Source organism: Micromonospora sp. NPDC047740 (genome assembly GCF_043204735.1).
Classification (GTDB): domain Bacteria; phylum Actinomycetota; class Actinomycetes; order Mycobacteriales; family Micromonosporaceae; genus Micromonospora.
Genome location: NZ_JBIDCT010000008.1, coordinates 211,304 through 235,080, shown reverse-complemented (window position 1 = coordinate 235,080; position 23,777 = coordinate 211,304). Strand labels below are relative to the sequence as shown.

General features: G+C 69.8%; 26 protein-coding genes and 1 tRNA gene. 10 read left to right on the top strand and 17 right to left on the bottom strand.

Going from position 1 to position 23,777, the window contains the following annotated elements; all coding sequences use genetic code 11:
• Positions 1-4: 4 nt before the first annotated feature.
• Positions 5-1,216 (bottom strand): DUF4032 domain-containing protein, encoded by a 1,212-nt coding sequence (locus ACGF4F_RS17240; protein ID WP_357443344.1) that lies wholly within the window; start codon positions 1,214-1,216, stop codon positions 5-7.
• A 143-nt stretch (positions 1,217-1,359) separates the two neighbouring features.
• On the opposite strand from ACGF4F_RS17240, the gene ACGF4F_RS17235 reads away from it, so the two are divergent.
• The gene (locus ACGF4F_RS17235) at positions 1,360-2,097 is read left to right on the top strand and encodes a phosphatase PAP2 family protein (protein ID WP_393078444.1); all 738 of its coding nucleotides are present in this window, start codon (positions 1,360-1,362) and stop codon (positions 2,095-2,097) included.
• Between the two features lie 4 nt (positions 2,098-2,101).
• Here ACGF4F_RS17235 and ACGF4F_RS17230 read toward each other — a convergent pair whose 3' ends face one another.
• Complete coding sequence (locus ACGF4F_RS17230) at positions 2,102-3,880, bottom strand: NAD-binding protein (protein ID WP_393078309.1); 1,779 nt, start codon at positions 3,878-3,880, stop codon at positions 2,102-2,104.
• Between the two features lie 87 nt (positions 3,881-3,967).
• On the opposite strand from ACGF4F_RS17230, the gene ACGF4F_RS17225 reads away from it, so the two are divergent.
• The gene (locus tag ACGF4F_RS17225; protein WP_357443340.1) at positions 3,968-4,447 is read left to right on the top strand and encodes an MSMEG_6728 family protein; all 480 of its coding nucleotides are present in this window, start codon (positions 3,968-3,970) and stop codon (positions 4,445-4,447) included.
• Between the two features lie 285 nt (positions 4,448-4,732).
• On the top strand, positions 4,733-5,176 hold the full coding sequence (locus tag ACGF4F_RS17220) for an HNH endonuclease (protein ID WP_387275377.1): 444 nt from the start codon (positions 4,733-4,735) through the stop codon (positions 5,174-5,176).
• A 113-nt stretch (positions 5,177-5,289) separates the two neighbouring features.
• Here the strand turns inward: ACGF4F_RS17220 and ACGF4F_RS17215 are convergent, their stop codons facing one another.
• On the bottom strand, positions 5,290-7,143 hold the full coding sequence (locus tag ACGF4F_RS17215) for a hypothetical protein (RefSeq protein WP_393078304.1): 1,854 nt from the start codon (positions 7,141-7,143) through the stop codon (positions 5,290-5,292).
• Between ACGF4F_RS17215 and ACGF4F_RS17210 the strand changes: the two genes are divergently transcribed.
• Complete coding sequence (locus ACGF4F_RS17210; RefSeq protein ID WP_393078301.1) at positions 7,144-7,305, top strand: hypothetical protein; 162 nt, start codon at positions 7,144-7,146, stop codon at positions 7,303-7,305. It abuts the gene before it with no gap.
• Positions 7,306-7,401: 96 nt separating this feature from the next.
• Here the strand turns inward: ACGF4F_RS17210 and ACGF4F_RS17205 are convergent, their stop codons facing one another.
• The gene (locus ACGF4F_RS17205) at positions 7,402-8,169 is read right to left on the bottom strand and encodes an enoyl-CoA hydratase/isomerase family protein (protein WP_393078298.1); all 768 of its coding nucleotides are present in this window, start codon (positions 8,167-8,169) and stop codon (positions 7,402-7,404) included.
• A 98-nt stretch (positions 8,170-8,267) separates the two neighbouring features.
• Entirely contained in the window at positions 8,268-10,661 is a 2,394-nt protein-coding gene (locus tag ACGF4F_RS17200; RefSeq protein WP_393078295.1) for a M4 family metallopeptidase, read from the bottom strand.
• A 171-nt stretch (positions 10,662-10,832) separates the two neighbouring features.
• On the opposite strand from ACGF4F_RS17200, the gene ACGF4F_RS17195 reads away from it, so the two are divergent.
• A complete protein-coding gene (locus ACGF4F_RS17195; RefSeq protein ID WP_357439706.1) occupies positions 10,833-11,378 on the top strand; it encodes a hypothetical protein in 546 nt (181 codons plus the stop codon).
• A gap of 101 nt (positions 11,379-11,479) precedes the next feature.
• Here the strand turns inward: ACGF4F_RS17195 and ACGF4F_RS17190 are convergent, their stop codons facing one another.
• The 4 genes from ACGF4F_RS17190 to ACGF4F_RS17175 all read right to left on the bottom strand — a co-directional run bounded on the left by ACGF4F_RS17190 (position 11,480) and on the right by ACGF4F_RS17175 (position 13,925).
• Positions 11,480-12,142, bottom strand: coding sequence for a DUF998 domain-containing protein (locus ACGF4F_RS17190; RefSeq protein WP_393078292.1), 663 nt, complete (start codon positions 12,140-12,142; stop codon positions 11,480-11,482).
• A 13-nt stretch (positions 12,143-12,155) separates the two neighbouring features.
• The gene (locus ACGF4F_RS17185) at positions 12,156-12,575 is read right to left on the bottom strand and encodes a VOC family protein (RefSeq protein WP_357439701.1); all 420 of its coding nucleotides are present in this window, start codon (positions 12,573-12,575) and stop codon (positions 12,156-12,158) included.
• Positions 12,576-12,636: 61 nt separating this feature from the next.
• Positions 12,637-13,038, bottom strand: a complete 402-nt coding sequence (locus ACGF4F_RS17180) for an AraC family transcriptional regulator (RefSeq protein ID WP_357439698.1) — start codon at positions 13,036-13,038, stop codon at positions 12,637-12,639.
• Positions 13,035-13,925 (bottom strand): sigma-70 family RNA polymerase sigma factor, encoded by an 891-nt coding sequence (locus ACGF4F_RS17175; RefSeq protein ID WP_393078288.1) that lies wholly within the window; start codon positions 13,923-13,925, stop codon positions 13,035-13,037. Before ACGF4F_RS17175 ends, ACGF4F_RS17180 begins: the two co-directional genes overlap by 4 nt.
• 145 nt (positions 13,926-14,070) lie before the next feature.
• On the opposite strand from ACGF4F_RS17175, the gene ACGF4F_RS17170 reads away from it, so the two are divergent.
• Positions 14,071-14,535 carry a carboxymuconolactone decarboxylase family protein gene (locus tag ACGF4F_RS17170; protein ID WP_357439692.1) on the top strand — a complete coding sequence of 155 codons (465 nt, stop codon included), beginning with the start codon at positions 14,071-14,073 and terminating at the stop codon, positions 14,533-14,535.
• A 58-nt stretch (positions 14,536-14,593) separates the two neighbouring features.
• Here ACGF4F_RS17170 and ACGF4F_RS17165 read toward each other — a convergent pair whose 3' ends face one another.
• A complete protein-coding gene (locus ACGF4F_RS17165) occupies positions 14,594-15,061 on the bottom strand; it encodes a MarR family winged helix-turn-helix transcriptional regulator (protein ID WP_393078441.1) in 468 nt (155 codons plus the stop codon).
• Positions 15,062-15,174: 113 nt separating this feature from the next.
• Between ACGF4F_RS17165 and ACGF4F_RS17160 the strand changes: the two genes are divergently transcribed.
• Both ACGF4F_RS17160 and ACGF4F_RS17155 read left to right on the top strand, forming a co-directional pair.
• Positions 15,175-15,393: a hypothetical protein gene (locus ACGF4F_RS17160; RefSeq protein WP_357439689.1), complete on the top strand. Its 219-nt coding sequence runs from the start codon at positions 15,175-15,177 to the stop codon at positions 15,391-15,393.
• A 243-nt stretch (positions 15,394-15,636) separates the two neighbouring features.
• Positions 15,637-16,092, top strand: a complete 456-nt coding sequence (locus ACGF4F_RS17155; RefSeq protein WP_357439687.1) for a lamin tail domain-containing protein — start codon at positions 15,637-15,639, stop codon at positions 16,090-16,092.
• 211 nt (positions 16,093-16,303) lie between these two features.
• Here the strand turns inward: ACGF4F_RS17155 and ACGF4F_RS17150 are convergent, their stop codons facing one another.
• Positions 16,304-16,528 carry a hypothetical protein gene (locus ACGF4F_RS17150; RefSeq protein WP_357439684.1) on the bottom strand — a complete coding sequence of 75 codons (225 nt, stop codon included), beginning with the start codon at positions 16,526-16,528 and terminating at the stop codon, positions 16,304-16,306.
• A gap of 4 nt (positions 16,529-16,532) precedes the next feature.
• Between ACGF4F_RS17150 and ACGF4F_RS17145 the strand changes: the two genes are divergently transcribed.
• On the top strand, positions 16,533-17,123 hold the full coding sequence (locus tag ACGF4F_RS17145) for a hypothetical protein (RefSeq protein ID WP_393078283.1): 591 nt from the start codon (positions 16,533-16,535) through the stop codon (positions 17,121-17,123).
• A 157-nt stretch (positions 17,124-17,280) separates the two neighbouring features.
• Here ACGF4F_RS17145 and ACGF4F_RS17140 read toward each other — a convergent pair.
• Positions 17,281-17,404: transfer RNA gene (locus ACGF4F_RS17140), tRNA-OTHER, on the bottom strand.
• A gap of 379 nt (positions 17,405-17,783) precedes the next feature.
• Complete coding sequence (locus ACGF4F_RS17135) at positions 17,784-17,945, bottom strand: hypothetical protein (RefSeq protein ID WP_363896703.1); 162 nt, start codon at positions 17,943-17,945, stop codon at positions 17,784-17,786.
• Between the two features lie 117 nt (positions 17,946-18,062).
• Between ACGF4F_RS17135 and ACGF4F_RS17130 the strand changes: the two genes are divergently transcribed.
• Positions 18,063-18,869, top strand: coding sequence for a helix-turn-helix domain-containing protein (locus ACGF4F_RS17130; RefSeq protein WP_393078279.1), 807 nt, complete (start codon positions 18,063-18,065; stop codon positions 18,867-18,869).
• A 352-nt stretch (positions 18,870-19,221) separates the two neighbouring features.
• Here ACGF4F_RS17130 and ACGF4F_RS17125 read toward each other — a convergent pair whose 3' ends face one another.
• The 4 genes from ACGF4F_RS17125 to ACGF4F_RS17110 all read right to left on the bottom strand — a co-directional run bounded on the left by ACGF4F_RS17125 (position 19,222) and on the right by ACGF4F_RS17110 (position 23,677).
• Positions 19,222-21,387 carry a tetratricopeptide repeat protein gene (locus tag ACGF4F_RS17125; protein WP_393078276.1) on the bottom strand — a complete coding sequence of 722 codons (2,166 nt, stop codon included), beginning with the start codon at positions 21,385-21,387 and terminating at the stop codon, positions 19,222-19,224.
• On the bottom strand, positions 21,384-21,647 hold the full coding sequence (locus ACGF4F_RS17120) for a hypothetical protein (protein WP_393078274.1): 264 nt from the start codon (positions 21,645-21,647) through the stop codon (positions 21,384-21,386). Before ACGF4F_RS17120 ends, ACGF4F_RS17125 begins: the two co-directional genes overlap by 4 nt.
• Before the next feature lie 652 nt (positions 21,648-22,299).
• A complete protein-coding gene (locus ACGF4F_RS17115) occupies positions 22,300-22,713 on the bottom strand; it encodes a cupin domain-containing protein (RefSeq protein ID WP_393078271.1) in 414 nt (137 codons plus the stop codon).
• A gap of 55 nt (positions 22,714-22,768) precedes the next feature.
• The gene (locus ACGF4F_RS17110; RefSeq protein WP_393078268.1) at positions 22,769-23,677 is read right to left on the bottom strand and encodes a hypothetical protein; all 909 of its coding nucleotides are present in this window, start codon (positions 23,675-23,677) and stop codon (positions 22,769-22,771) included.
• Positions 23,678-23,777 lie beyond the last annotated feature (100 nt).

The window sequence follows — 23,777 nt, the reverse complement described above, 5'->3', positions numbered from 1 at the left end:
GGCGTCAGCCGGCGGTGGGGACCTCGACGCCGAGCACGGCCTGCTCGTCCGGGCGGTGCACCAGCACGTCCGACAGGTACGACTGCACCGCGTGGCGCATGCCGACGTCCCGGCCGGCCCGCTCGGACAGCAGCCACTTGTGCTCGATGATCTGGGTGAACAGCTCCTGCGGCTCCAGCTTGCTGCGCAGGTGCGCCGGCACCGCCCGAACCACCGGCTCGAACACCTCGGTCAGCCAGCGGTGGGCCGCCTGCTGCTCGTCGGTCAGGTCACTCTCCACCCGGTAGGCGTCCAGGTCGTTGAGGAGCTTGCGGGCCTGGTTCTCCTCGGCGTCCAGGCCGGTGAGGCGGAGCAGCCGCCGGGTGTGGTAGCCGACGTCGACCACCTTCGGCCGGACCAGGTACCGTCCGTCGTCGGCGGTGGACATGGCCACCTCGGCGACGTCGAAGCCCAGCTCGTTGAGGCGGCGGATCCGCCCCTCGATGTCGTGCCGGGCGTCCCGCTCGATCTGCTGCTCGTAGGTAATCTCGTGCCACAGCCGCTCGTACCGCTGCACGACCTCCTCGCAGACCATCTCCGGGTCGATCGACTCGTGCAGCAGCCCGGCGGCCTGCAGGTCCAGCGCCTCGCCGAAGATGTTGACCCGGGCGATCTCCAGGTCCTCGCCGCGCTGCCCGTTGGAGAGCGAGCGGTGCAACGCCCCGGTCTCGGCGTCCACCAGGTACGCGGCGAACGCCCCGGCGTCCCGCCGGAACAGGGTGTTGGACAGCGAGCAGTCGCCCCAGAAGAAGCCGGTCAGGTGCATCCGGACCAGCAGCACCGCCAGCGCGTCGAGCAGCCGGTTCATGGTCTCCGGCCGCAGCGTTCGGGAGAAGAGCGCCCGGTACGGCAGGGAGAACTGGAGGTGCCGGGTGATCAGCACCGGGTCCAGCGGCTGGCCGTCGTCGCCCTGCCGGTCCGCCACGATCGCGACCGCCTCGACCGACGGGAAGTCGATCCGCTCCAGGGCCCGGAGCAGGTCGTACTCCCGCTCGGCGACCCGCTCGCCGGTCTCCTTCACCGCGTAGACGTAGTCGCCGAGCCGGACGAAGCGGACGATGTGCCGCGAGATGCCCTGCGGCAGCGCGACCAGGTGCTGGGCAGGCCACTCCTCCAGCGGGGTCGACCAGGGGAGGTCGAGCAGCGCCGGGTCGACGAGGGCCGAGGTGATGCGCACGGCGACAAGTGTGACGCTTCCCCCGGTGCGGCGCTTCCCATCGTGGGCCGGCCCACAGCCGCGCCGCCCGCCCGCGCCCGGGCGACGTGGGCAGCGGCCGGTAGCGTGGTCGCGTGCGGGAGACCACGGGAGTACGCGAGAAGCTGCGGCTCCGGCCCGTCCGGCCGGCTGGCTGGGGGTGGGACGGACTGCTGCTCGCCGCCCTGGTGGCGCTGACCGTGACACTCGCCACCGGCCACCTCCTCGGGGTGGACCGGGCGGTCGCCGACTGGGCTGCGGACCACCGCCCCACCGCCGCCCGATGGACCGCCATGCTCCTCAACCTGCTGGGTCAGGGCACCCCGCTGACGCTGCTCGCGGCCGGGCTGGGGGTGCTGGTGGCGATCCGGCTCCGCTCGGTCCGCCCGGTGCTGCCACCGGTCGCCGGGTTCGTGCTGACCTACCTGACCATCGGGCCGTTGAAGGTGTGGACCGCGCGGCCGGCGCCGAGCGCCAGCGTCAAGGAGCCGTTCCTGCCGCCGGACCAGACATTGCCGCTGTTCCAGCACGACCTGCCGGTGCGCTTCGCCCAGTCGTACCCGTCGGGGCACGTGGCCAACGCGATCGTCTGGTACGGCGTGCTCGCCCTGCTCCTGGCGCCGCTGCTGCGCACCTTCGGCCGAACCGTCCCGCCCCGGCTGGTCACCGTGGTCCGGGTGCTGCCGCCGCTCATCGTGCTCTGCACGACCACGTACCTCGGCTGGCACTGGCTGACCGACTCGGTCGCCGGGCTGCTGCTCGGCCTGCTGCTGGACCGGCTGCTGCACCGGGCGCCCTGGGACAGCCTGCCGTTACCCCGGGCGCTGCGGAGGTGGGACCGTCCGGTCATTTCGGCCTCGTAGCCGGTCACTCCTCCGGCTGACGCGGCACCGGGGTGCCCTGCGGCTCGGGCGGGAGCGGAGTGGTCTCCCGGAGCAGGGCGCTCAGCCCGGCGCGCCGGGCCACCACGGTCAACCGGTCCCCCGCGTTGATCACCATCCGCGGGTCGGCGGACCACTCGGTGCGCTGCCCGGCGCGGGTGTACGCGAGCAGCCGCACCTCGCCGGGGCGGGCCACCGCGGCGAGGGGGCGGCCGTCCAGCGACGAACCCGCCATGACCGGCACGTCGGTGACCAGCAGCGCGTGCCGGTCGACCGGGATGGTGGCGATCACCGCGCGGTCCAGCAGCGCCGCCGCGAACGCGGGCGCGGCCAGGTACGACACGCTGCGGGAGATGCCGATGCCGAACGCCTGCTGGATCCGCTCGGCGAAGTCGCCGTCGAAGAGTCGCAGCACCACCCGCAGATCGGGGTCGAGGCTGCGGGCATTCAGCGCGGCGCGCAGGTTGGCGCCGTCGTCGGTGGAGACCACCACCAGCGCCTGGCAGGTCGCCACCGAGGCGGCCCGCAGCGTTTCCTCCTCGCCGGCGTCCCCGACGATCAGCGGCACCCCGAGCCGGTGCGCGAGCGCCGCGCCCCGGGCGTCCGGGTTGCGGTCGATGGCGACCACCTCGACCCCGAAGTCGTGCAGTTGGGCCATCACCCGGGTGCCGATGTTGCCCAGCCCGACCACCACCACATGGCCCGTACGGTCGGGTTGGATCCGGCCGTTGTGCAGGGCGAGCCGGGCGTTGACGATGCCGTCGACCACGGCGGCCGTGATGAGCGGGATCAGCGCCAGCCCGGCCAGGGTGAGCACCACCTGCATGATCTGGGCGGCGACGCTCTTGCCGAGGTCCGGGTCCTGCCCGCTCAACGAGGTGACCAGGGTGAGGTAGAGGGCGTCGGACCAGTTCACGTGCGCGGCGCCGGAGTTCAGCCAGCCGAGGACGGCGATCATCGCGAGCAGCACCAGCACCGCCACGCCGATCTTTCGGGTGGCGAAGCTGCGGACCGCGCGGAGCAGCACCACGGCGGGCTGCCGGCGCCGCCGGGCCCGGACCAGCCGGCGGGCGGCCAGCTCGGCACCGGCCGGCTGCCCGGTCGCCTCGGCCAGCACCACGTCGGCCGCCGCCTCGTCGGCGGGCAGCACCCGGATCAGCTCGGGGTCGGTGGTGACGGCCAGCCCGGTGAGCACGTCCTGCGGGCGTACGTCGGCGCGGCGGGCCACGTAGAGGGTGCGTCCGGCGTGCCGGAAATGGGTGGGGGCCAGCTCGCCGAGCGCGGCCGCGACGAACGCCGGGGCGGCCATCGAGGCGTCGGAGAGCAGCGCCGAGTCGGGGAAGAGCTGCCGCAGGCCGTTGGCGAGGCTGGTGTTGAACATGCGTACCACCAGGCGGAGCCGGGGCTCGACCTCCCGGGCGCAGAGCGCGGCGTGCATGTTGCCCACGTCGTCCTGGTGCAGCAGGGCCAGCCCGTCCGCGCCGGCCAGCCCGGCCCGGCGGAAGGCGGCCTCGTCGAGCCGGTCGGCCAGGACCACCTGGACGCCCTCGATGTCCCGGCCGTCGGGCCCCTCGGAGCGGCGGCGCTCGGGCACGATCAGCGTGACCCGGATCTGCCCGGTGGGCGAGTCGGTGGCGAGCAACGACCGGACCACCCAGTAAGCCAGCGGGTCGGAACCGCAGACCACGTAGTGCGGACGGACCTCGCCGTTCATCCGGAGCCGCCAGCCGGCGCGGCGTGCGCGGTCGCGCAGGGGGTCGGCCATGCCCGGATCGTAGTCACCCGCTCGCGGTGCGCGCAGCCCCATGATCGTGAACGCATGGCGTCCCGGGGTACGGGTAGATGGAGCGCCATGCAGACGTTCCTCCCGTACCCGGATTTTCTGGCGAGCGCCCGGACGCTGGACCAGAAGCGCCTGGGCAAGCAGCGGGTGGAGGCCATCCAGGTGCTGCGCGGGCTGACCTGGCCGACCTACGGTTGGCGCAACCACCCCGCCGTGAAGATGTGGGCCGGGTACGAGGAGGCGCTGACCCGGTACGGGCTGGACGTGTGCGCCGTGTGGGGCGAGCCGGGGCGGGCGGACACCTGCGCGGCCACGCTGACCACGGACCTCGCCACCGCCTGCGGCGTCACCACCGTCCGTACCCAGCTGGAGCTGGCCGAGGCCGGGGAACTGCCGCCCTGGCTGGGCCGGGAGGACCTGCACCGCAGCCACCGGTCGTCGCTGCTGCGCAAGGACCCGGCGCACTACGGCCCCCAGTTCGCCGACGTCCCGCCCGACCTTGAGTACGTCTGGCCCCCGTCGGATCGTGAGCGCCGCTGTCTGAGCTGAGGGAGGACCGGGCCGCTGGCCCGCCAGGGATCGAAATGCGTTGCCCGCCTTTCCGGCCCCGATCTACCGTGATCGCGCAAGGTCAACCATCGCTCCGGGAGCCGTCGATGTCGCTGCCACACCGCACCACCGTGCCGTCGTGGCTGCTCAACGTGGGTTGCCGAGCCGAAGGTCCCCGCCCGGGGTGGCCCGACTGACGCGTGCGCCCGTACGCGCCACAGCCGCCCCGTCGCCAGGACCGGGCGGCTTTTTGCTGCCCGCCACCGATCGTGAAGGGAGAGCCCGGTGGACGCCGTCCTCGTTGTCAACGCCGACCTCGGCCCGCTGCACCGGGTCACCGTCCAGCACGCGATCCGGATGCTCTGCCGTCGGGTCGCCGAGATCCACGAGGCCGAGCCGGACCAGGTGATCGGGATCTTCCCGGTCCCCCGGGTGGTCCGCCTGGTCCGGTACGTGGTCACCCGCTGGCGGTTCAGCGCCGGTCCGGCCTGGTCGCGGGGCGGGGTGCTGCGCCGCGACGGCCGGCGCTGCGCGTACTGCGACGCCCCGGCCAGCACGATCGACCACATCCTGCCCCGCTCGCGCGGGGGCCGGAACACCTGGAAGAACACCACCGCCGCCTGCTACGAGTGCAACCAGCGCAAGGGCGACCGGACGCCGGCCGAGGCGGGCATGCCGCTGCGGCGCGAGCCGGTGACGCCGACCTGGGCGGCGCTCGCGGGGCGGTGACGGGCCGGCCGGCGGGCACAGGGGGTCGCGTCGGGGGTACGCCTCCGGCGCGGCGCCCGCCGGTCCCGGGGGCGCGCGGGGGTGCAGGGCGATCGCCCCGCACCCCCGCGCGGTCAGTTGACGGTGACCGAGAACGAACGCCAGCCGGACGAGGTGCCGTCGGCGTACGTCACCGAGAACCAGAAGTAGGTCCAGCCCGACGCGGTCGGGGTGAAGGTGACCCGGCCCTTCCCGTCGGCGTCCAGCGCGACCGTCTGGTGGGCGCTGTTCTGGGTGGTGAACCAGGTGACCCCGGTCGCGTCCTTGCTGACCTGCGGCGTCATGGTGAACAGGCCGGGCACGCCGACCCCGCCGCCCGAGCCGTCGATCGGGTAGACCCCGTCCGACGTGATCACCGGAGCGTCGTCGACGTACTGGGTGGTCTCCGTCTGGTACAGCACCTCGCCGGAGGCGCTGCGGCCGGCGTACGCGATGGTGTGCGAACCGCCCTTGAGCGGGCCGAGGACCGGCTGCGCCACGCCCTGCGCGTCCACCGCGACCGACTTCTCGTCGCTCCCGTCCACCCGGTAGGTGATGGTGGTGATGCCGTTGCCCGGCTGGGTGCCGAACCGCATCGTCACCAGGATCCCGGTGCCGGACGGGTCCGGCTCCTGCTTCGCCGACCAGGCGGTGACCGTGAGGTCGCGCACCTTGAAGGTGTACGCACGCACCGGCGAGCTGTTGCCGGCCCGGTCCATGCTCGCCACGTAGAGGGTCTGCTCACCCGCGCTGCGGGGCCGCCACTGGATGGTCGCCGCGCCGCCGAGCTGGTCCGCGGGCACCTGGTTGTACATGTTCCACTGGCTGTCGCCGTAGCGGAAGCTGACCACGTCCGGCGCGCCGTTCGCGGTGAAGAGGAAGGTGCCGGTCACGTCGCGGCCACCGGTCGGGTTGGCGGGGTTCTCCGGGTACTCCGGAGAGGCGACGGTCGGCACCGCCGGGGCGGTGCGGTCGACGGTGAACGGGCATGGGTCGCTCCACGGCGACCAGGCCCGCTCGTCGTACGTCCGGGCGTGCCAGGCGTACTCGCCGTCGGGCAGGCTGCCGACCGGCACATCGCCCACGCCGCTGAGCCCGTCGCCCCCACTCGAGATGCTGGTCCGCATGGCGGTGGTCGCCGACGGGTCGGCGAGCGGCCAGAATTCGAACTCGGGGGTCAGCCGGTCGCCCGGGTCCCGGTCCCGGTCCGTCATGTCGGCGTACGCGCTGAACTGGTACCCGGTGAAGTACGCCGGGCCGCAGGGCCGGTCGGTGTTGCCGTTGTAGAGCTTCGTCGGCTTGAGCGGAGCGGTGTTCTTCAGCTCCACCTCGAACCGGAACTCGTTGGTCTCCAGCCACCGGCCGTACGCGACGTCACCCTCGTACTTCTTGGGGACCCGCAGCTCGGCGGTGAACTTCTGCTCGCCCCGGGTCAGCGCATCGGCGAGGGCGGTGGTCAGGTTCCAGGTCGTCCGCCAGGAGGTGCAGTCGCTGCCCTCGGCGGTGGCGGTGACCTCCTTGCCGACGGTCCTCGGCGGGCTGGACCAACTGTTGTCGCCGCCGAAGGGCGCGGTGGGCTGGGCGGTGACGGTCCGCGGCTTCGCGCAGTCGTTCGCCCGGGACTCCCGCGCCACCAGCGTCGCCGTGCTCAGCCGGCCGACGTAGATGCCGCCGACGTCGAAGGTGACATAGACGCGGGAGGTGTGGCGGGCGGACTCGTCGTCCCGCCACGAACCGACCGGGATGTCGCCGCCGCTCGGATAGAAGACGGCCGTGTCCGGAGTGGTGGAGTCGGTGTACGCCAGCAGAGAGGGCGTGAGCACGAAGTGCGGCTCGGCGGCGGCGGCCGACACGGGCGGGAGCACGACGGCCCCCAGCACCAGTGCGGCGACGGCCCCCCGCAGCGACGTGCGCCCGCGCCCCCGTGCGTCGCGGGTCTTGAGTGTCACGTGGAGGGCCTCGGCGACCAGTCGGTGAAGATCCGCTACGTGCCGAACAGCCCCTGGTCGGCCGGCTGGTACGGCGGCACCGACCGGGACTCGGCTCAGAGCGTCCGGCTGAGCAACGGCAAGACCACCAAGATCACCATCGTCATGCCGGATCCGGCCTGACCGGCGCCGGTGGGGCGGCCCGGCCGTCCCACCGGCGCCCGGCGGCACCTCCGCCGGCCCGGTCCCGTACTCCCGCCCGGTGCTGCCCGGTGGCGGTCAGCGGCCGGCAGGCGGCGCCCAGCCGAAGCGCGGCGGCCGTCGGTCGTTGACCGCCGCCACCCCCTCGCGGGCCTCGCCGCTGGCCCGGACCTGGCCGTGCCACCAGGCGACCCGCGCGTCGTCGGCGCGCCCGTCGACGATCTCCTTGGCCGCCGCGACGGTGAGCCGGGACCGCTCGGCGATGGCCCCGGTGACCGCCGCCACCCGGGCGGCCAGCGCGTCGGCCGGCAGCACCTCGTCGACCAGGCCGATGCGCAGCGCCCGCTCCGCGTCGACCAGCTCGCTGGTGAAGAGCAGGTGCTTGGCGGCGGACGGGCCGACCAGCCGGGCCAGCCGCCGGGTGGTCGGCGCGGGATAGACCAGCCCCAGCCGCGCCGGGGGTACGCCGAACCGGGCGTCCGCCGCGGCGAGCCGCAGGTCGCAGGCGACGGCCAGTTGGCAGCCGCCACCGACGCAGGCCCCTTCGACGGCGGCCACGGTGGGCTTGCCGAAGGCGGCCAGCCGTTCCTCGGCGGCCACCGCGATGCTGCCGTCCCCGGCCTCCAGCAGTTCGTCCAGGTCGCCGAGGTCCGCACCGGCGCAGAAGGTACCGTCGGCGCCGGTCAGCACCAGCGCGCGCACCGCCGGATCCGCCTCCAGGCCGTCGAGCAGCACGGGGAGCTGCCGCCACATCCCCGGGGTCATCGCGTTGCGGCGGGCCGGGTTCCGGATCACCACGGTCGCCACCGGCCCGGTCACCGTGACGGTGAGCTCCGCGTCCGACATGTCTCCCCCTCCGCCGCCGGTCCGGCTGACCATAACGGCGCGGGCCCGGCGACCACCCGCGTGGGGTGGCCGCCGGGCCCGCCGACGGTACGGTCAGGTCAGGAGACGTTGACCGCGGTGTCGTCGATCACGAAGGACGTCTGCAGCGAGACGTCCTCGGTGCCGAGGAACTTCAGGGTGACGGTCTGGCCGGCGTACGCGGCCAGGGAGAACGACTTCTGGCTGTACCCGGTGGCCTTGTTCAGGTTCGAATAGGTGGCCAGAGTCGCCAGCACTGTCCCCGACGAGTTGAGCACCTGCACCTTGAGCGTGTCGTACGCGATGCTGGTGGTCGTCTCGGCCGAGTCGATGTGCAGCCAGAAGCTGAAGTTGTACGTCGTGCAGCCGGTCGGCAGGGCGACCGCCTGCGCGACGTTCTCACTGCTGCTGTAGCCGTAACCGTTCAGCCAGGCGAACCGGGTGCCACCGTGCGCGGTCTGGCCGGCGAACGAACCGATCGCGGTGGTGTTGCCCGTCCACGGGCTGGTCCCGGTCTCGAAGCCCGGGTTACCCAGCTTCTGCCCGGCACCCGTGCAGCCACCACCGGTGCCGTTCACGGTCAGCAGGTAGGTCGCCGAGTGGTTCACCGAGGTGCCGGTGCCGGTGACGGTGACCGAGTAGCTGCCGGGCGGGGTGCTCGCCGAGGTGCTGATGGTGAGGGTGGACGAGCCGCCCGAGGTCACCGAGGACGGGTTGAACGACGCGGTGGCGCCGGTCGGCAGGCCGGACGCGGAGAACGTCACGGTCTGCGCGGTGCCGCTGGTGGTCGCGGTGGACACGGTGGTGGAGATCGCGTTGCCCGCGGTCACCGAGCCGGAGGTCGGCGAGAGCGTGACGGAGAAGTCGTTGCCCGTCGATCCGCAGGGCGCGTCGTTGCCGGCCACGTTCACCGCGGTCCACGCCGCCTGGACGGCCTTGTACTCCGTGGAGCAGTTGCCGTACAGGTCGGTCGCCGCCCGCAGCGTGTACGCCCGGGCGGTGTTCGCCGGGTTGCTGGTGTTGACGTACGTCGTGTTGGAGGTGAAGTACACGTCGAGCGCGCGGTACCAGATCTTCTCCGCCTTGGCCCGGCCGATGCCGGTCATCGCCGGGGCGGAGCCGCAGAGCGGCGAGGTGCCGTACGCGGTGGAGCCGGTGCCCTCGGCCAGGTTGAAGTAGAAGTGGTTGCCCGGGCCGGACGAGTAGTGCACGTCGACGTTCTTGGTGCTGGTCGACCAGCAGGTGTGCGACGCGCCGTCGAGGCCGGGGTTGTACATGTAGCGCAGCGGCGTGCCGTTGCCGTTGATGTTGATCTTCTCGCCGATGTCGTAGTCGCCCGGGTCGCTCGGCGCGTTGGCGTAGAACTCGACCATCGTGCCGAAGATGTCGCTGGTGGCCTCGTTGAGGCCGCCGGACTCACCGGAGTAGACCAGGCCGGCGACCGCCTCGGTGACGCCGTGGCTCATCTCGTGCCCGGCCACGTCGAGCGAGACCAGCGGACGGGCGTTGCTCGACCCGTCGCCGTAGGTCATCTGGGAGCCGTCCCAGAAGGCGTTGACGTAGTTGCTGCCGTAGTGCACCCGGCTCGGCACGCCGGCGCCGTTGCCGAAGATGCCGTTGCGGCCGTGCACGTTCTTGAAGTAGTCGAACGTCTTCGCCGCGCCGAAGTGGGCGTCGACGGCCGCCGACTGCCGGTTGGAGTTGGCGCCGTTGCCCCAGGTGTTGGTCGAGTTGGTGAATGTCGTGCAGGTCGACGTGCCGTTGTTCATGTCGCAGGTGCGGCCGTTGCCGTGCGACGGGTCGACCATCTGGTAGGTGCTGCCGGAGAGCGTCGTGTCGATGGTGACCGTGCCGGAGTAGATGCTGTTGCCGGTGCCGTTGACCGTCTCGATCTCGTCGTACGAGCCGATCACCTTGCCCGTCGTGGCGTCGGTGATGACGTGCAGCTTGGACGGCGTCTGCTTGTCCGCCTTCCAGCCGGCGGCGACGGTCTCCCAGGCCAGGCGGCCCTTGCCGGAGCTGGCGTCGACGAAGAGCTCCGGGGCGCCCACCGAGGTGAGCGTGCCGGAGAAGGTCTTGCGCGCGCTCGCCGCGGCCGCGGCCGAGCTGACCTTGGCCGTGGTGCTCAGGGTGAGCGGCGCGTCCAGGCCGACCGAGGCACCGGTCATGGCGCCGTTCGGGGCGGTGTGGATGACGAAGTCACCGCCGTAGACCCGCAGGCCGTGGTAGGTCCGGGTGTACTTGGTGTGCGACGCACCGTTCGGGTCCATCTTCGTCCGGACGGCCTGGTAGGCCTCCCCGCTGGCGCCCTGGACGGCACCGGGGTTGGCGCGGAGCAGGCTCTCCGCACGAGCTGCGGCAGCGGACTCGGGGGCGGGGGCACTGGGAGTTGCCGCGTACGCCGAGGTGGTGACGCAGGTCAGCACGCCGCTGGCAAGCAGCGCGGCGCTGACGGCGGCAAGGGGTCTTTTCACGGGCCCTCCTGACAGGAGAAAGTTGTGACGGGGGTAGTCACTGATGTAGATATAGTGATATATCGAAGAAGATGGAAGAGGGCGAGCGTTTTCCTGCCGGCAACATTGGCCGTTCGGATGAGGTGGCCCAAGTTGGCGGAACCGGAGGGCTCCGCCGTGCGTCCGAGCGGCATGAGAACAGCCCCCGTCGCGGCGGTCATCCTCGCCGTGCTTCTCGCCCTCACCGGCTGCGCGCAGGCCGGTGGGACCACCGCCACGGAGACCGGCGGGACCACCGCCACCCGGACCGGCGGGCCGACCGCCCCGCAGCCCGACGCCACCGCCGCTCCGGCCACCCCGCCCGCGACGGCCACCGACGCCGGCTCGCCGGGCCGCCCGGGCGTCGACGTGGTGCTGACCAGGACCGGCGGGATCGTCGGGCTGGAGGACACGCTGACCGTGACGCCCGATGGCCACTGGACCAGGGTCGACCGGGCCGGGGCCGCCCGCACCGGCCAGCTCAGCCCCGCGGAACTCGACCGGCTGCGGCAGCTCACCGCCGACCCGCGCCTGGTCGCCGAGGCCACCGCCACCAGGACGACCATGTGCGCGGACGCCTTCACCTACCGGCTCACCGTGGGCCCGGTGACCACCGGCTACGTGGACTGCCCGCCGGAGGTCACCCCGCCCGCCGCCACCGCCGCCGTGGTCGAGCTGCTCACCGGCCTCCTCGACTGACGCCATGCCCCCGCGGCCCGCCGGGGATCGCCCACACGTACGAAAGAGTGGTCATCCCGGCTCGGATGACCACTCTTTCCGTGAATCAGGCGCGTCCTAGCTCAGCTGGCCGCCTCCCGCAGCGCCCGCCGCAGCGTGGCCGACACCCAGCCCCAGCCGGCCACCACCGCCACCGCGAAGACCACCATCGCCACCGGGTGCCCGCCGGCCATCAGCGCCAGCCAGGCCGCCGTGAAGAAGCCTCCGGTCACGCCGCTGTACACCGCCCAGCCGCGCTCACCGCGCCGGGCGAAACGGCGCGTGGCGACCAGGCAGGCCACGATGAGCGCCGTGAAGGCGACCGCCCCGGCGCCGAAGTGGGCCGCACCGTGCCAGCTCACCTCGCCCGGACCGCGCGGCGTACCGGCCGGGAAGCCGTCCAGCGGATCAGCCACGAAGATCCCGGCCAGCACCAGCCCGACGCTGTACTGGCCGACCAACCAGGGTCCGCTGACCGGACCGAGGCCGGGGTGCGGGATCCGCCGCAGGGCCAGGGCCGCCCCGACGCAGAGCAGGCCGGCCACCACGAAGTTGCTGATCTGCACCCAGCCCAGGTCGCCGGTGCTGAGCACGCTCACCGGGTGTCGGCGTGGGTCGAAGCCCTCCCGGGTCAGCGCCTGGACCAGCGCAACCGCCACCCAGAGCGGACCGGCCAGGACGCCGCCCGCAAGCAGGGCCCGCTCCCCGGTCACCCGGTCGGCGGACCGTTCGATCGTGTCGGTCACCGGCCCGCTCCCCTCAGGCCCGCGGGAACATCTGGCCGATGCGGATCTTGTTGCCGAACGGGTCCCGGATGCCGAAGTCGATGCCGTACGGCTGCTCGGTCGGCTCGTCGTAGACGTCCACGCCCTTCGCCACCAGGTCCTCGTACGTCTTGCGGGCGTCGTCCGTGGTCATGAAGAGGTGACCGCCGAGCGCCCCCTTGGTGAGCAGCTCGCGGACCTGCTCGGCGGTGGCCGGGTCCAGGGCCGGCGGCCCGGGCTTCTCCAGCAGGATCTCGCGGTCCGGCTCGCCCGGCAGGTTGACCGTGAGCCAGCGCATGAAGCCGAGGTCCGCGTCGGTGTTGACCTCCATGCCGAGCTTGCCGACGTAGAAGTCGAGGGCCTCGTCCTGGTCGAGAACGTAGATCTGGGAGCGGGAAATCGAGTTCATCGTCATGCCGAAGACGCTAGGCCAGACCGCCGGTCCCCTGCTTATCCAAAACTGATGGATTGGCTGGTCAGGTGGGGATGCTCGGGCGCATCCACGCCTTGATGAAGCAGTTCGGCACCGCCGCGGGCACCGTCTTCCGCGTCCGGTACGCCGAGGGCGGCTCGCCGACGATGTCCCGGAAGGTACGGCTGAAGGTGCCCAGGCTGCCGAAGCCGACCGCGTGGCAGATCTCGGTGACCGGCTGGTCGGTCCGCACCAGCAGGTACATGGCCCGCTCGACGCGCCGGCGTTGCAGGTAGCGGTGCGGGGTCTCGCCGAAGGTGGCGCGGAAGGTGCGGATGAAGTGCGCCTCGGAGACGTGCGCGATCCGGGCCAGCGCGGGAATGTTCAGCGGCTCGGCGTACGCCCGGTCCATGGCGTCCCGGGCGCGCAGCATCGCCCGGTTGGACTCCTCGGCCGCCCGACTCACCGGCCCGCTCCCGCCACCCTGTCGTCGACCGCCAGGTCGAGGGCCCCGAGCTGGTCGGGTTCGGCCACCACCTCGATCCCGATGATCCGGTCGGTGACGGTGAAGCTGAGCGCCAGCCGGATCCGGCCGTCCACGACCACCACGGCCCCCGGCATCCCGTCGACGAACGCGGGCACCGCGCCCTGGGCGCGGCCGTTGAAGAAGTCGGCCACCGGGGACGAGCCGCGGAGCTCGCTGGTCCCGCCCATCCGCACGGCGGCGGCGTCGCCACGCAGCACCACGTACGGGTCGAGGAGGCTCACCAGGTCGTCGAAGCGGCCCTCCCGCGATGCGGCGAGGAAGGCCTCGACGACCCGGCGCTTCCGGACCGGATCGGCCTGCGGGTCGGCCGAGCGGGTCTGCACCCGGCGCCGGGCGCGACTGGCGATCTGCCGGACGGCGATGGAGCTGCGGTCGACCACCGGCGCGATCTCGTCGAAGGAGACGGCGAACATGTCGTGCAGCACGAACACCAACCGCTCGGTCGGGCCGAGGGTGGTCAGCACCACCTCGAGCGCCTGACCGACCGACTCGGAGAGCAGCGCCTCCTGCTCCGGGTCCCGCCCCCCGGGCGCCTCGGTGGCCGGCTCGTCCCCCGCCACGTCCGCCGCCTGTTCGTGCCGGACGCTGCCGGACCGCAGCCGGTCCAGGCAGACCCGCCCGACCGTGGTGGTCAGCCAGCCCGGCAGGTTGTCGATGGTGTCCACGTCGGCGCGGCTGAGCCGCAGCCAGGTGTCCTGCACGGCGTCGTCCGCCTCGGCCGACGAGCCGAGCATCCGGTGGGCCACGGCGCGCAGCCGCGGACGCTGCTCCTCGAAACGCTGGGCCAGCAGATCGGTGTCGCTCACGCCTCGCCATCCCGACCGGACGCGGCCCTTGGGTGACCGCTGTCACATCTGTCACGCCATCCGCCCCGCGCTCGACATCCAGGCGACGGACGACAACGCGGCGGCGATGAACGCCGGCCAGCCTAACAAGACAGGACCAACGGACATGGCTCTCGAAGCACGTATTCAGAATTCCGCGGCGCTGCTCCCGGACGCGGCGAAGGGGGTCAACCTGCTCTACAAGGCGGCGCACTCGGCGGGCGTACCGGCCAGCACCCTGGAGCTGGTCCACCTGCGGGCCAGCCAGATCAACGGATGCAGCGCCTGCGTCGACTCCGGGGCGCGCAACGCCCGGAAGAACGGGGAGACCGAGGAGCGGCTGTTCGCGCTGGCCGCCTGGCGCGAGACGCCGTACTTCACCGACGCGGAGCGGTCGGCGCTCGCCCTGGCCGAGGCGGCGACCCGGCTGCCCGACCGGAGCGACCCGGTGCCGGACGTCATCTGGGACGAGGCGGCCCGCCACTTCGGGGAGAAGGAACTGGCGGCGCTGGTGCTCTGGATCGCCACCACCAACTTCTTCAACCGGATCAACGCGACGACCCGCCAGCCCGCGCCGCAGAACTGGGGCTGACCGCCGGCGTACCCCCGCGGGCGGTCGTGGTTCGACGGCGACCGCCCGCGGGGCCGGGTCATGACCGGCGGTCGTCCGGTGGCGGGGCCGCCTTCGAGGCCTGCTGGGCGGCCTCGATCACCTCGGTGAGGGTGGCGTGCAGCTTCCGGAGGTCGTCGAGCGGCATGCCGAGCCGCTCGACGATGGCCGGCGGGATCCGCTCGGCCTGACTGCGCAGGGCCCGGCCCTTGACGGTGAGCGTCACGGCGAGGCTGCGCTCGTCGGCCGGGTTCCGCTCCCGCTGGAGGTAGCCGCTCGCCTCCAGGCGTTTGAGCAGCGGCGACAGGGTGCCCGGGTCGAGCTGCAGCAGCCGGCTCAGGTCGCGTACGGAGAGTGGCCCGTGCTGCCACAGCGCGAGCATCACGAGGTACTGCGGGTGGGTCAGGCCCATCGGTTCGAGCAGTGGGCGGTACACCGCCACCACCCCGCGGGCCGCGACGGACAGAGCGAAGCAGACCTGCTGCTCCAGCGCCAGCGGGTCGTCGATCCCGCTCAGGTCACCCGATCCTGCACTGCTTCTCGCCACCCTGTTACCGTACCAATAGTTGGTGCACCAACCATTTGCCCACCAACGAGCGGACGCGGGACGGAGCGTGGACGATGGCTGCCGAGGAGAAGAAGGCACCCGGCGAGGGCGGCCGCATCCTGTCGTGGGTGTTCAAGAACCTGGCCGGCCCGCCGACCGTGGAGAACGCCATCCAGGGCGGCTCCCAGCAGGCCCGCGACCTGTGGAAGCAGGACCTCGAGCGGCGTAAGCAGTGGAGCCGGGAGGAGCGCGAGCGCAAGCGCGCCGAACGCGACGCCCGCCGTTCCAACTGAGGACGGCGGGCAGGTGGATGAACTGGTCCAGCCTCTTGTACACCGGTGGCTCCGACAACTTGTCGCAGATCGGGCCGGATGGCTTTTCCCAGACGCCTAAGTAGACATCGTTTCCCTGGCAGCTGCTTTCCGGAGGGAAACCACCGTTCGCCGCCGTTACGCTCTGCGCGCATGTGATGCCGCCGAGGCATCCGGCCGGCGACGGGTTCACGCCGGCGTCCATGCCCAACAAAGGGGGACCACTTGAAGAAGACGCTGATTGGGTTCGTCTCGGCCCTCGCCATCGCCGTCGGCGGGTCGCTGGCCGTCGCCGCCCCGGCGCAGGCGGCCACCCCGGCCGTGATGATCACGAAGGTCTACTACAACTCGCCGGGCACCGACAACAGGTCGAACACCAGCCTGAACGCGGAGTACGTGCGGCTGACCAACAAGCGCAGCTCCACCATCAACCTCAAGAACTGGACCCTGCGCGACAAGTCCAACCACGTCTACAAATTCAGCAGCGACTTCAACCTCAAGGCCGGCTACAGCGTGGTGATCCACACCGGCAAGGGCACCAACACCAGCAGCAACCGCTACTGGGGCTTGTCCTCGTACGTGTGGAACAACACCGGCGACGCCGCCTACCTGCGCAACTCCGCCGGCACGGCGATCGACAGCTGCTCCTGGGGCAGCCGCGGCAGCTACACCTACTGCTGACGGCACCTCCGCCGCAGGCTGCAACGCCGGCCCACTGGAGAAGGTGGGCCGGCGTTTGCCGCAGGGACCGGCGGCGTCGCCACCGACTGATACCGTCCTGACACCATCCATGGAGGGTGATGTCTCCGGCTGACGACTGGATGACCTGTGTACTCAGAGAAGTCGGTCAGCCTGCACGTCGACTTCGTCGACGCGGCTACCTGCGAACCGGTCAGCGGGGCGTGTCACCCTGGCCGACCCGGTGCACACCGATGTCTCGCAGTACGGCCAGTGCGGTTCCGAGGTGGACTACAAGAATCTCTTCGCCGCCGAGCACTTCCGGCTCTTCGTCGCGCCGTACGACGGGGAGCACAGCGCAGTGGGTCTCGACGACCGGTGGCGGAACCGGCGACCCGGCCCTGGCCAGGATCTTCGCGCCGACGCCGGGCGAGCGCATCCGGGTGACCGTCAAGCTGGACGGCGCCGGCACCGTGACCGGGGTCGTCCGGGACGCCGCGACCGGAGCCGGCGTGGCCGATGTCTGCCCCAGCCCGACCTGGCCGGCCTTCGACGCCAACGCCGGGCCGAACTCCTCCTGCACGTACGCCGGCGGTCAGTACCAGATCCGCAACCTCGGCCCGTACCAGTGGAAGCTGGCCTTCCCGGCGTTCGACGGGAGGCATGCGTGGGCGTGGTCCGGCAACGCGGCGACCCGGTCGTCCGCGACGCCGGTGCAGGTGACGGCCGGCGAGACCACCGCGCTGGACGTGGCGCTGCCGGCCACGGGCACGGTCAGCGGCACGGTCACCGTGCCCGAAGGCACCTGCCTGCGGTGCGTGTCCATCACCGCGGTCGACCCGACCACCGGTGACTGGGCGGGCGTGGAGACGTCCCCCCGCGCCGACGGCACCTTCACGATGAAGGGTTTCAACCCGCAGGACGTGAGACTCCTCTACAGCGTGGGCGACGGCCGGGTGGCGTACCCCGACCTGATCCACACCACGGCGGGCGGTGCCGTCAGCGGCGTCGCGATCACCGTGCCGGCCGCGTAACGCCGGCGACCCCGGGCCCGTCCACCGTCGCGGTGGGCGGGCCCGCTGCCATCGGGCACCCCATCGAGGCGACAGGCGGCAGCGCGGCGCCGATGTCGGACGCCCGCTCGGCCGACCCTTGATGGGCTCGCCGGACGGGTCTTGACCAGTGAAGGCGTGGAGCCCCCGGCCGGGATCGAACCGGCGACATCTCGCTTACAAGATCTGTGCGGATCGTCCGGCGTCGTCCGTCCGCGTTCGCGACCTCGGGCGACTGTCCGCCCGCTTCCGCCGACGGGCGCCCTCGTCCACGCCGGTTGCTGTCGCCGTTGCTGTCGGCAACTCCACCCAATCCAAGCTGTCGTTCCAAGTCCATGACCCGTTGGGGTGCCGGTTCGTGCAGTTCCGCTGGAAGTAAGAACCCCGGCCTCCCGACCTCCCACGCGATCCCCCGCACCGCTTCTGACGTGCTGAAACGCCTTTCACCCCGCCTGATGTCGTCGCTGGCCGCCACCGCTCGGCTCGTTCGGTGCTTCATTGCTGCTTCGCCTCGGCGCGAGGAGCGCGGGCCGACGGAGGTCAGCAGCCCCGGGGATCCGAGACCCGTCTCGCCCGGGTTCTCGGATCCCCTTCACGCCCGGTGTACCCTGGTGTTCGGCACCGTTCGGACAGCTCTGGAGGTCAGCCGAACGGCGGTGCCGGGATGAAGAAGAGGACGGTGATGAGCAGGGTGGCTATGGCGGCGGCGGTCAGCAGCTCGTTCGCCCACTCGCTCCGCTTCCTGACCAACATAGTGACAGCGACGAAGGCCGCGACCAGCGCGAGCCAGCGGATATCGACCATAGTTCGCCTCCAGGGCGGGTCGTGACGGCGGCCCCGTCCGGCCGCGTTCGATGCCGCAAGGCTACGTCTCCGAACGTTCGGCTGCAACTCCGGACACGCTCGAACGGATGATCACCGATGAGTCCCTATAAGTCAGAGGTTGATCTTGAGCAGCTGGGGGAGTCCCAGTTGATCATGGAACTTCGGCAGCTCTACCTCGACCGCGGCGAGCCCTCGATGCGAAGCCTGGCCGAGAAGACCGGCTTTAGCGCTTCCACGGTTCATGCGGCCCTCAGGGAGGATCGACTCCCGTCGCCGGCAGTCGTTAAGGAACTCGTGCAAGCGTTGGGCGGGGATACCGAGCGCTTCCTTAAGCTGCACGAACTCGCACGCGCCGGGCAACTCGGGCTGGGAGACAGAGCCGAGAGAATCGCCCAGGAGTTGAAGGTGCTCCCACTAGGAGCCCAAGTCGTAGATAGGCGCGGCGAAACCACCCAGCACATCTATCACGGCGACGTGTATTACGGTGTCACGGCGACCAATCCCCGTGCCCAACCTCTACCGCCTGCCCGGCGCCCGCTCGAGGAATCGCTCCCGCCTTACTTCCGGGAAGTGTACGAGTCGATCGGGATCTCTTTCAGCGGTGGTCTGTACACCGTAGTGGGCGCTCTTTCGTTCTGGCTCATTGAAGCGGTTGTTCGGGAGAATGCTCGCTTTGAAGATCGCATCGACATCGAACCGGGCCTCGAGTCTATGGCCCGCAGGGATCTCATCGACGAGCGCTTGGTCAGATGGGGAACGGCGGCTGCTCGACGCAGGGCCGAGATCGAGCATCTTGAAACGCAGTCGTATCAGCAGCAGGACGCAGAATATTTATTCGATTTCGTAACGGCTCTCTGCTCCAGCGTCTACCTAGTCAACAGGGGCTTCGGCCGAGATTTCTGATAATCCCTCCTAGTCCGACAGGCTTCACCCCGTTGGTCGCCATGCCCGAACGCCAGGCGGTGAAGCCGGACTTGAACCCTGAATCCCTCCGGCGGCCTGTGGATCATCTCGGATCGGGCGGATCGGCGTCCTGACCTGGGCGAGGTCTCTCGTTGCCTTACACCGGTTGACAGCCCTTGTCGGCGTCAGTTGTGCCCGGCTTGTGCCCGATAATCTCGCCGGTCCATCGCTCGTCGTCCAGGCTGGCCTCGCCCTGCCTCGTATGATCCCTCCACCTCGACGGCTTAGCCGGCCCAGACGGTTCAGCGACGGCCCGGCCAGGTGGCACCCCACGACCTAGCACCGAACGACGTCAGGACTTGTTTGGCGAGTCTGGATCATTTCCTTCACCTAACGGCTCATCAATCATTCCTGCTACCGCTTGAATGGACAAAATGGTGTCCGGATGCTCGTCTCCCAATACCCGTCGACGCGCCGCTAGCACCTGTTCGTGGAGCGTTCGTGCAGATTCGGGGTCTCCTTGTTCGTGCAGCGTTTTCGCTAGGTTCTCTTGGGCTATTAGTGTCTTTGGATGTTCATCTCCCAGTACCCGCCGGCTTCCTTTCACGACTGTCTCGAGCAGTTCGCGGGCGGCCGTCAAGTTCTCTTGCCGGCGCAGCAGGTTCGCTAGGTTGTTCATCATTCCAAGCGTGCCTGGCGCGTCATCGCCTGCCAACTTCCGGAATAGCGTCAGGGCGCGCTCCTGCATTCCCCGGGCAGTCTCCACCTCCCCTTGATCTGCCATTACTGCAGCGAAGTTGTTCATCCATACAGCGAAATCTAGGGAGCTGGGGGCATCGGTCATGGCAGCGGCCGTCATCAAACGCTCGGACAACGGCACAATCTGCTCGTACAGTTCGCGCGCCGCTGCCAAGTCTCCTTGGCTGCGCAACACTGACGCTAAGCCCTCCATTGCCGCCAACGTGTAGCGGTTCTCATCACCCAGCGTGCGCCGACACGCTGCCAGGATCCGTTCATGAAGATTCCTCGCAGCGGCAAAGTCCCCCAGCTCGCGCAGTACCCGACCGAGCGAGTCCGAGGAAGTCAACGTATCTAGGTGCTCGCCGCCAAGTATTCGCACTCTAATGTCTACGGCGGTTTCAAACAGCATTCGAGCCGCTGAATACTCACCACAATCGTGAAGGTACGCTCCGCAGTGGTTTGCTAGTGAGGCGGCGGCAAGACTTTCATGGCCCGGCCGCGCTAGGAGCGCAATTGCATGGGGAAGCAGAGCTAAACGGTCCCAGGTAGCAGGATCGAGGTTGGCGCGTTGCATTGCACCATCTAGCACCCCAATTGCCGTGTCAGGCCAGTGATCCGGCACGCTAGCCACTCGACGTCGCCAACGCAGCCTCGTGGGCTGCGATGGCGCCTGGTCGCGGAGGAGTTCAGCGACGAGCTGGTGCATACGTACCTGGCCTGGCCGCTCCACGGTGATCAACGCCAAATCAAGCAACGTTGCCATGAGGAGGTCCAAGCTGGAGGCCCCTTCTTCGATCGCCCTTCGTAATGGCAAGGGCAGCACATGCAATGCGGCTGTGGGCAAATCGCGTGGTATCGACGTGGGTGCCAGTTGCGCAAAAAGCAATCCAAGTTGCGCAGAGGCCGGCTCTCTATGGTGGGCCTCCGCCAGTGCTAGTGCGACAGTCACGTGCACTGAGGCGTGCAGTTTCTCGTCGATGCCGTGCCGCAGTAACCTCTGCTCTCGATAGTCGGCTATATAGCCCTCAAGAGTGCGGCCGGTGGCAGCACAGTAAGCCCTAGCCTGCTCCAAAGCTAGCGGGAGGTATCCCAGTTGGTTGGCCAGCCGAGCCGCTGCATCGCTAGGAGGATCATGCAGGGGATCAAGGAAGGTGGCCGCAGCCTGGGGGGCGAATAGTCCTACCTCTTGCCCGCTGGCCACCGGACCCCAATTCGGGCTGCGCGAGGTCAGCAACACATGCCCTCCCCGATAGGGCAACAGCCCTTGCACCGAGTCTGGCCTGGCGTCGTCGAACAGGAGGAGCCAGCCCGAGCGCCCATTAAGCATGTTCACAACCGTCGTTGCCGCCTCCTCCTGATCGGCACCGGATGCGATTTTGAGTCGGTCGGCCAGTTGCGCGAGATCCGCTACGGCCGCCAGTCGGTCGCTTGCACGGACGTGCCAAACGATCTCCAACTCTGCGCCATGGCGATGGGCCCATGCCAGCGCCAGCTGGCTCTTGCCGACTCCCGGAATGCCATAGAGTACAAGGAGCCCGGCTCCCGGTGACGAGAAATGCGCCGTTATGGCCTCTAGCTCGAGATCACGCGCGGCGAACGTTGCCACTAAACCGGGCAGATTCCACACCTTGCTCGGAGGCGTGAGCGGTACGGGCAATCCGGCCGGCTGTGGTTGATAAACAATGTCCCTGCCAGCCTGCAAGATCTGAGCATTGTCGCTTGCCCGACCAAGGAACCGCGCCCACCATCCAGCTCCTTTTACCTGTCGGGCGTTCATGGGATTCGCCGACTATTGCCGGATCCGGTGATGTTGCCGCCGGCTTGGAACACCTGTGAGTTATCGCGCGCCCGGGCTGAGAAGCGCAACAGGCGGCCAGCGGAACTGTCTTTAGGAATGGTCACGAACAACGTCACTACTGCCACCACAAAGCTCCCGACGCCTGCCAGCCAGCTAACTAGCTCCACCCCCCGCCGGCCTGCCGCAATCGCAGCGACAACCAAGCCGACCACCACCAGCACGCCCGTCAGCGCGATCACTGCACGTCCCAGAAGGCTCACAGCGGACATCATCGCTGGCTTGCCGAGCTTCGTCGATCCCCGTCGTGCAGTAACGACAGAGAATTGTGCGACAGACTTCGCCCTCGCCACTGCCATCCCGTCTGCCATCGACCCGCCCTACGGGGAGCGGGCCGCCGCCCGGCCCGCCACGTCAAGCGGACCTTGACGGCTCGTTCGGACGCTGGCGGGTCGGGCGGTGGTCTGCTCGGCTCGCCCGGGTCGACGGCAGGCGGGATGGCCCACCGCAACCACCCACGGACCGGGACCCGCCGACGGAGCCCCGGCCATCCTGGAGCCGGAGCGCCCCCGCCGGAGGCGCACTAACCGCAACCCCGCGACCGCCGCCAGCTCGCCGACGCGGCCGGCGTGCGCTCCCCTACGCCGCGCGGGCTCGTGGCCGCGCGGCCCGGCCGGCTGCCCGGCCCAACCCCTCATCGGTCAACGGCCTGTCGTGCTGCGGCGGCCCTCCGGGCTCTCCGCTCTCCGCGCCAGCCGCCGGGCGTCAGGCGCGACGGCCGCGGAGCGACAGCGGCAGCGGCCGGCGCGCGCCCAGGCGGCGGCGCGTGCGGCCCGTCAAGGGCCGCCTTGAACACGTACAGAAACTTTGAACAACCAGCCGGCAGCCGGCCGCCTAGGCTGCGTCTCCCACCTCGTATGGATGTGTGTCGGCTGGGTCGTACGGATGGTCGGCTAGCTCCACCGCCTGCGAGTACTCCAACGCGTAGTAGACATGCGCGCACCGCGGCTGCACGGTGACCAGGTCTCCCGGCTCAAGCGTCAACTCCGCTCGTTCGCCGGAGTCCAGGTCTTGATACACCGCCCGGACACGCCCGCTGATCAAATACAGCAACTCCGTCTTGTGAGCATGGAAGTGGTTGCCGCGTGGCTTGCTAGCGTCCGGCCGGAACTCCACGTAGGCAAGGAACTTGTAGCTGTCTCCGTTGACCACCTGGGCCAGCTCGCCCGCCGGCGACTGGATCCGCCCGCCCCCGGGTGGGATCGGAGGCATCGTTACCGGGAGCCGTCGCAGCTGCATCTTCTCCACGGCGTCATCGTAATTCCTCGGCCCAGGTTCACTGGCCAAGCAAGGTTGCTCTATGTCAGGCCAGAAGTTCCTTGGACAGATGGTCAAGGTCGACGTGATCGGAGCCTTCCCATAGCTGCTCAACTGCTGCGAGGTACTTGCCGATCAGGGGCGTCGGTTCGTCCGGGTCGAACTCGTACTCGTAGACGGGCGAGTCGGCAGCATCGACTAGCGGCAGGTACGGGATCAGGCGTAGCCACCCGTCGACCAGCAGGATGTTCAGGCTGGGTGGTCCGGGATAGGTCCTGGCCTGCACGTGTTCGACCGGGAATCCCTCCTGAGTGGCGCGTAGCCGATGCCTGGCGCAGGCGTAGAGGACGTCGTCGATTTCACCAGCTTGCCTGATGCTCGGGCACAGGCGCCGGGTCAACTCGGGCTCCTTCATCAGCGGCCCGTGCGGGTCCGACACAACAACCCGCAGCGTCGCGCCCTGGGTGATCGCGTCACGCACTGCAGGCTGGTACTGCGAAACCATTGCGTTGTAGCCGGTGTGCGCTGCGAAGAAGATGCTGCGGGCCGTTCTGATCCGTTGGGCAACAGCTCGGTTGTCTTCCTCAGTCAGGTCCAGATGGATTCTGAGTCCTTGGCTGCTCAGGCTTGTATCGCCCGTGGCGCTGGCTGGATGCGCGGTGATGGTGGGCACACTCGGCTCTGACTTGCATGGCTCGAAAAGCTGCTCGGCAGTCCACTCCGGAAACATTGCTTCTAGGACCCGGCAATGGTCCGGGTACGGCATTCTCTTGACGCTGCCGGATAGCCAGCGGTGCAGCTGAGCTCTACTCGGCCACCGTCCGATGAGTGCGCGGTCGATCGTGCCGGCAGCCCGGTCGTACTCCTGGCAAAACGTCCTGTAGGTCTGCCAATGCCGCTGCTGAAGCAGCACCTTCAACCGGGTTCCCGCAGCCTCAACGCCAGTGACTGTCATGTATGGAGGCTAGCACAGATGAGACAGAGATGAGACATCATGATAATCAGAAGTCTTGGATGCGATATCGGTGCCGTATCGATGAAACACTCTCGCGAGC

Coding starts and splice junctions, on each gene's coding strand:
- ACGF4F_RS17230 (WP_393078309.1), bottom strand. CDS start 3,880: ATGGCCGACCCCCTGCGCGACCGCGCACGCCGCGCCGGCTGGCGGCTC.
- ACGF4F_RS17225 (WP_357443340.1), top strand. CDS start 3,968: ATGCAGACGTTCCTCCCGTACCCGGATTTTCTGGCGAGCGCCCGGACG.
- ACGF4F_RS17205 (WP_393078298.1), bottom strand. CDS start 8,169: ATGTCGGACGCGGAGCTCACCGTCACGGTGACCGGGCCGGTGGCGACC.
- ACGF4F_RS17195 (WP_357439706.1), top strand. CDS start 10,833: ATGAGAACAGCCCCCGTCGCGGCGGTCATCCTCGCCGTGCTTCTCGCC.
- ACGF4F_RS17185 (WP_357439701.1), bottom strand. CDS start 12,575: ATGACGATGAACTCGATTTCCCGCTCCCAGATCTACGTTCTCGACCAG.
- ACGF4F_RS17170 (WP_357439692.1), top strand. CDS start 14,071: ATGGCTCTCGAAGCACGTATTCAGAATTCCGCGGCGCTGCTCCCGGAC.
- ACGF4F_RS17160 (WP_357439689.1), top strand. CDS start 15,175: ATGGCTGCCGAGGAGAAGAAGGCACCCGGCGAGGGCGGCCGCATCCTG.
- ACGF4F_RS17150 (WP_357439684.1), bottom strand. CDS start 16,528: ATGCGCTCGCCCGGCGTCGGCGCGAAGATCCTGGCCAGGGCCGGGTCG.
- ACGF4F_RS17135 (WP_363896703.1), bottom strand. CDS start 17,945: ATGGTCGATATCCGCTGGCTCGCGCTGGTCGCGGCCTTCGTCGCTGTC.
- ACGF4F_RS17130 (WP_393078279.1), top strand. CDS start 18,063: ATGAGTCCCTATAAGTCAGAGGTTGATCTTGAGCAGCTGGGGGAGTCC.
- ACGF4F_RS17125 (WP_393078276.1), bottom strand. CDS start 21,387: ATGAACGCCCGACAGGTAAAAGGAGCTGGATGGTGGGCGCGGTTCCTT.
- ACGF4F_RS17110 (WP_393078268.1), bottom strand. CDS start 23,677: ATGACAGTCACTGGCGTTGAGGCTGCGGGAACCCGGTTGAAGGTGCTG.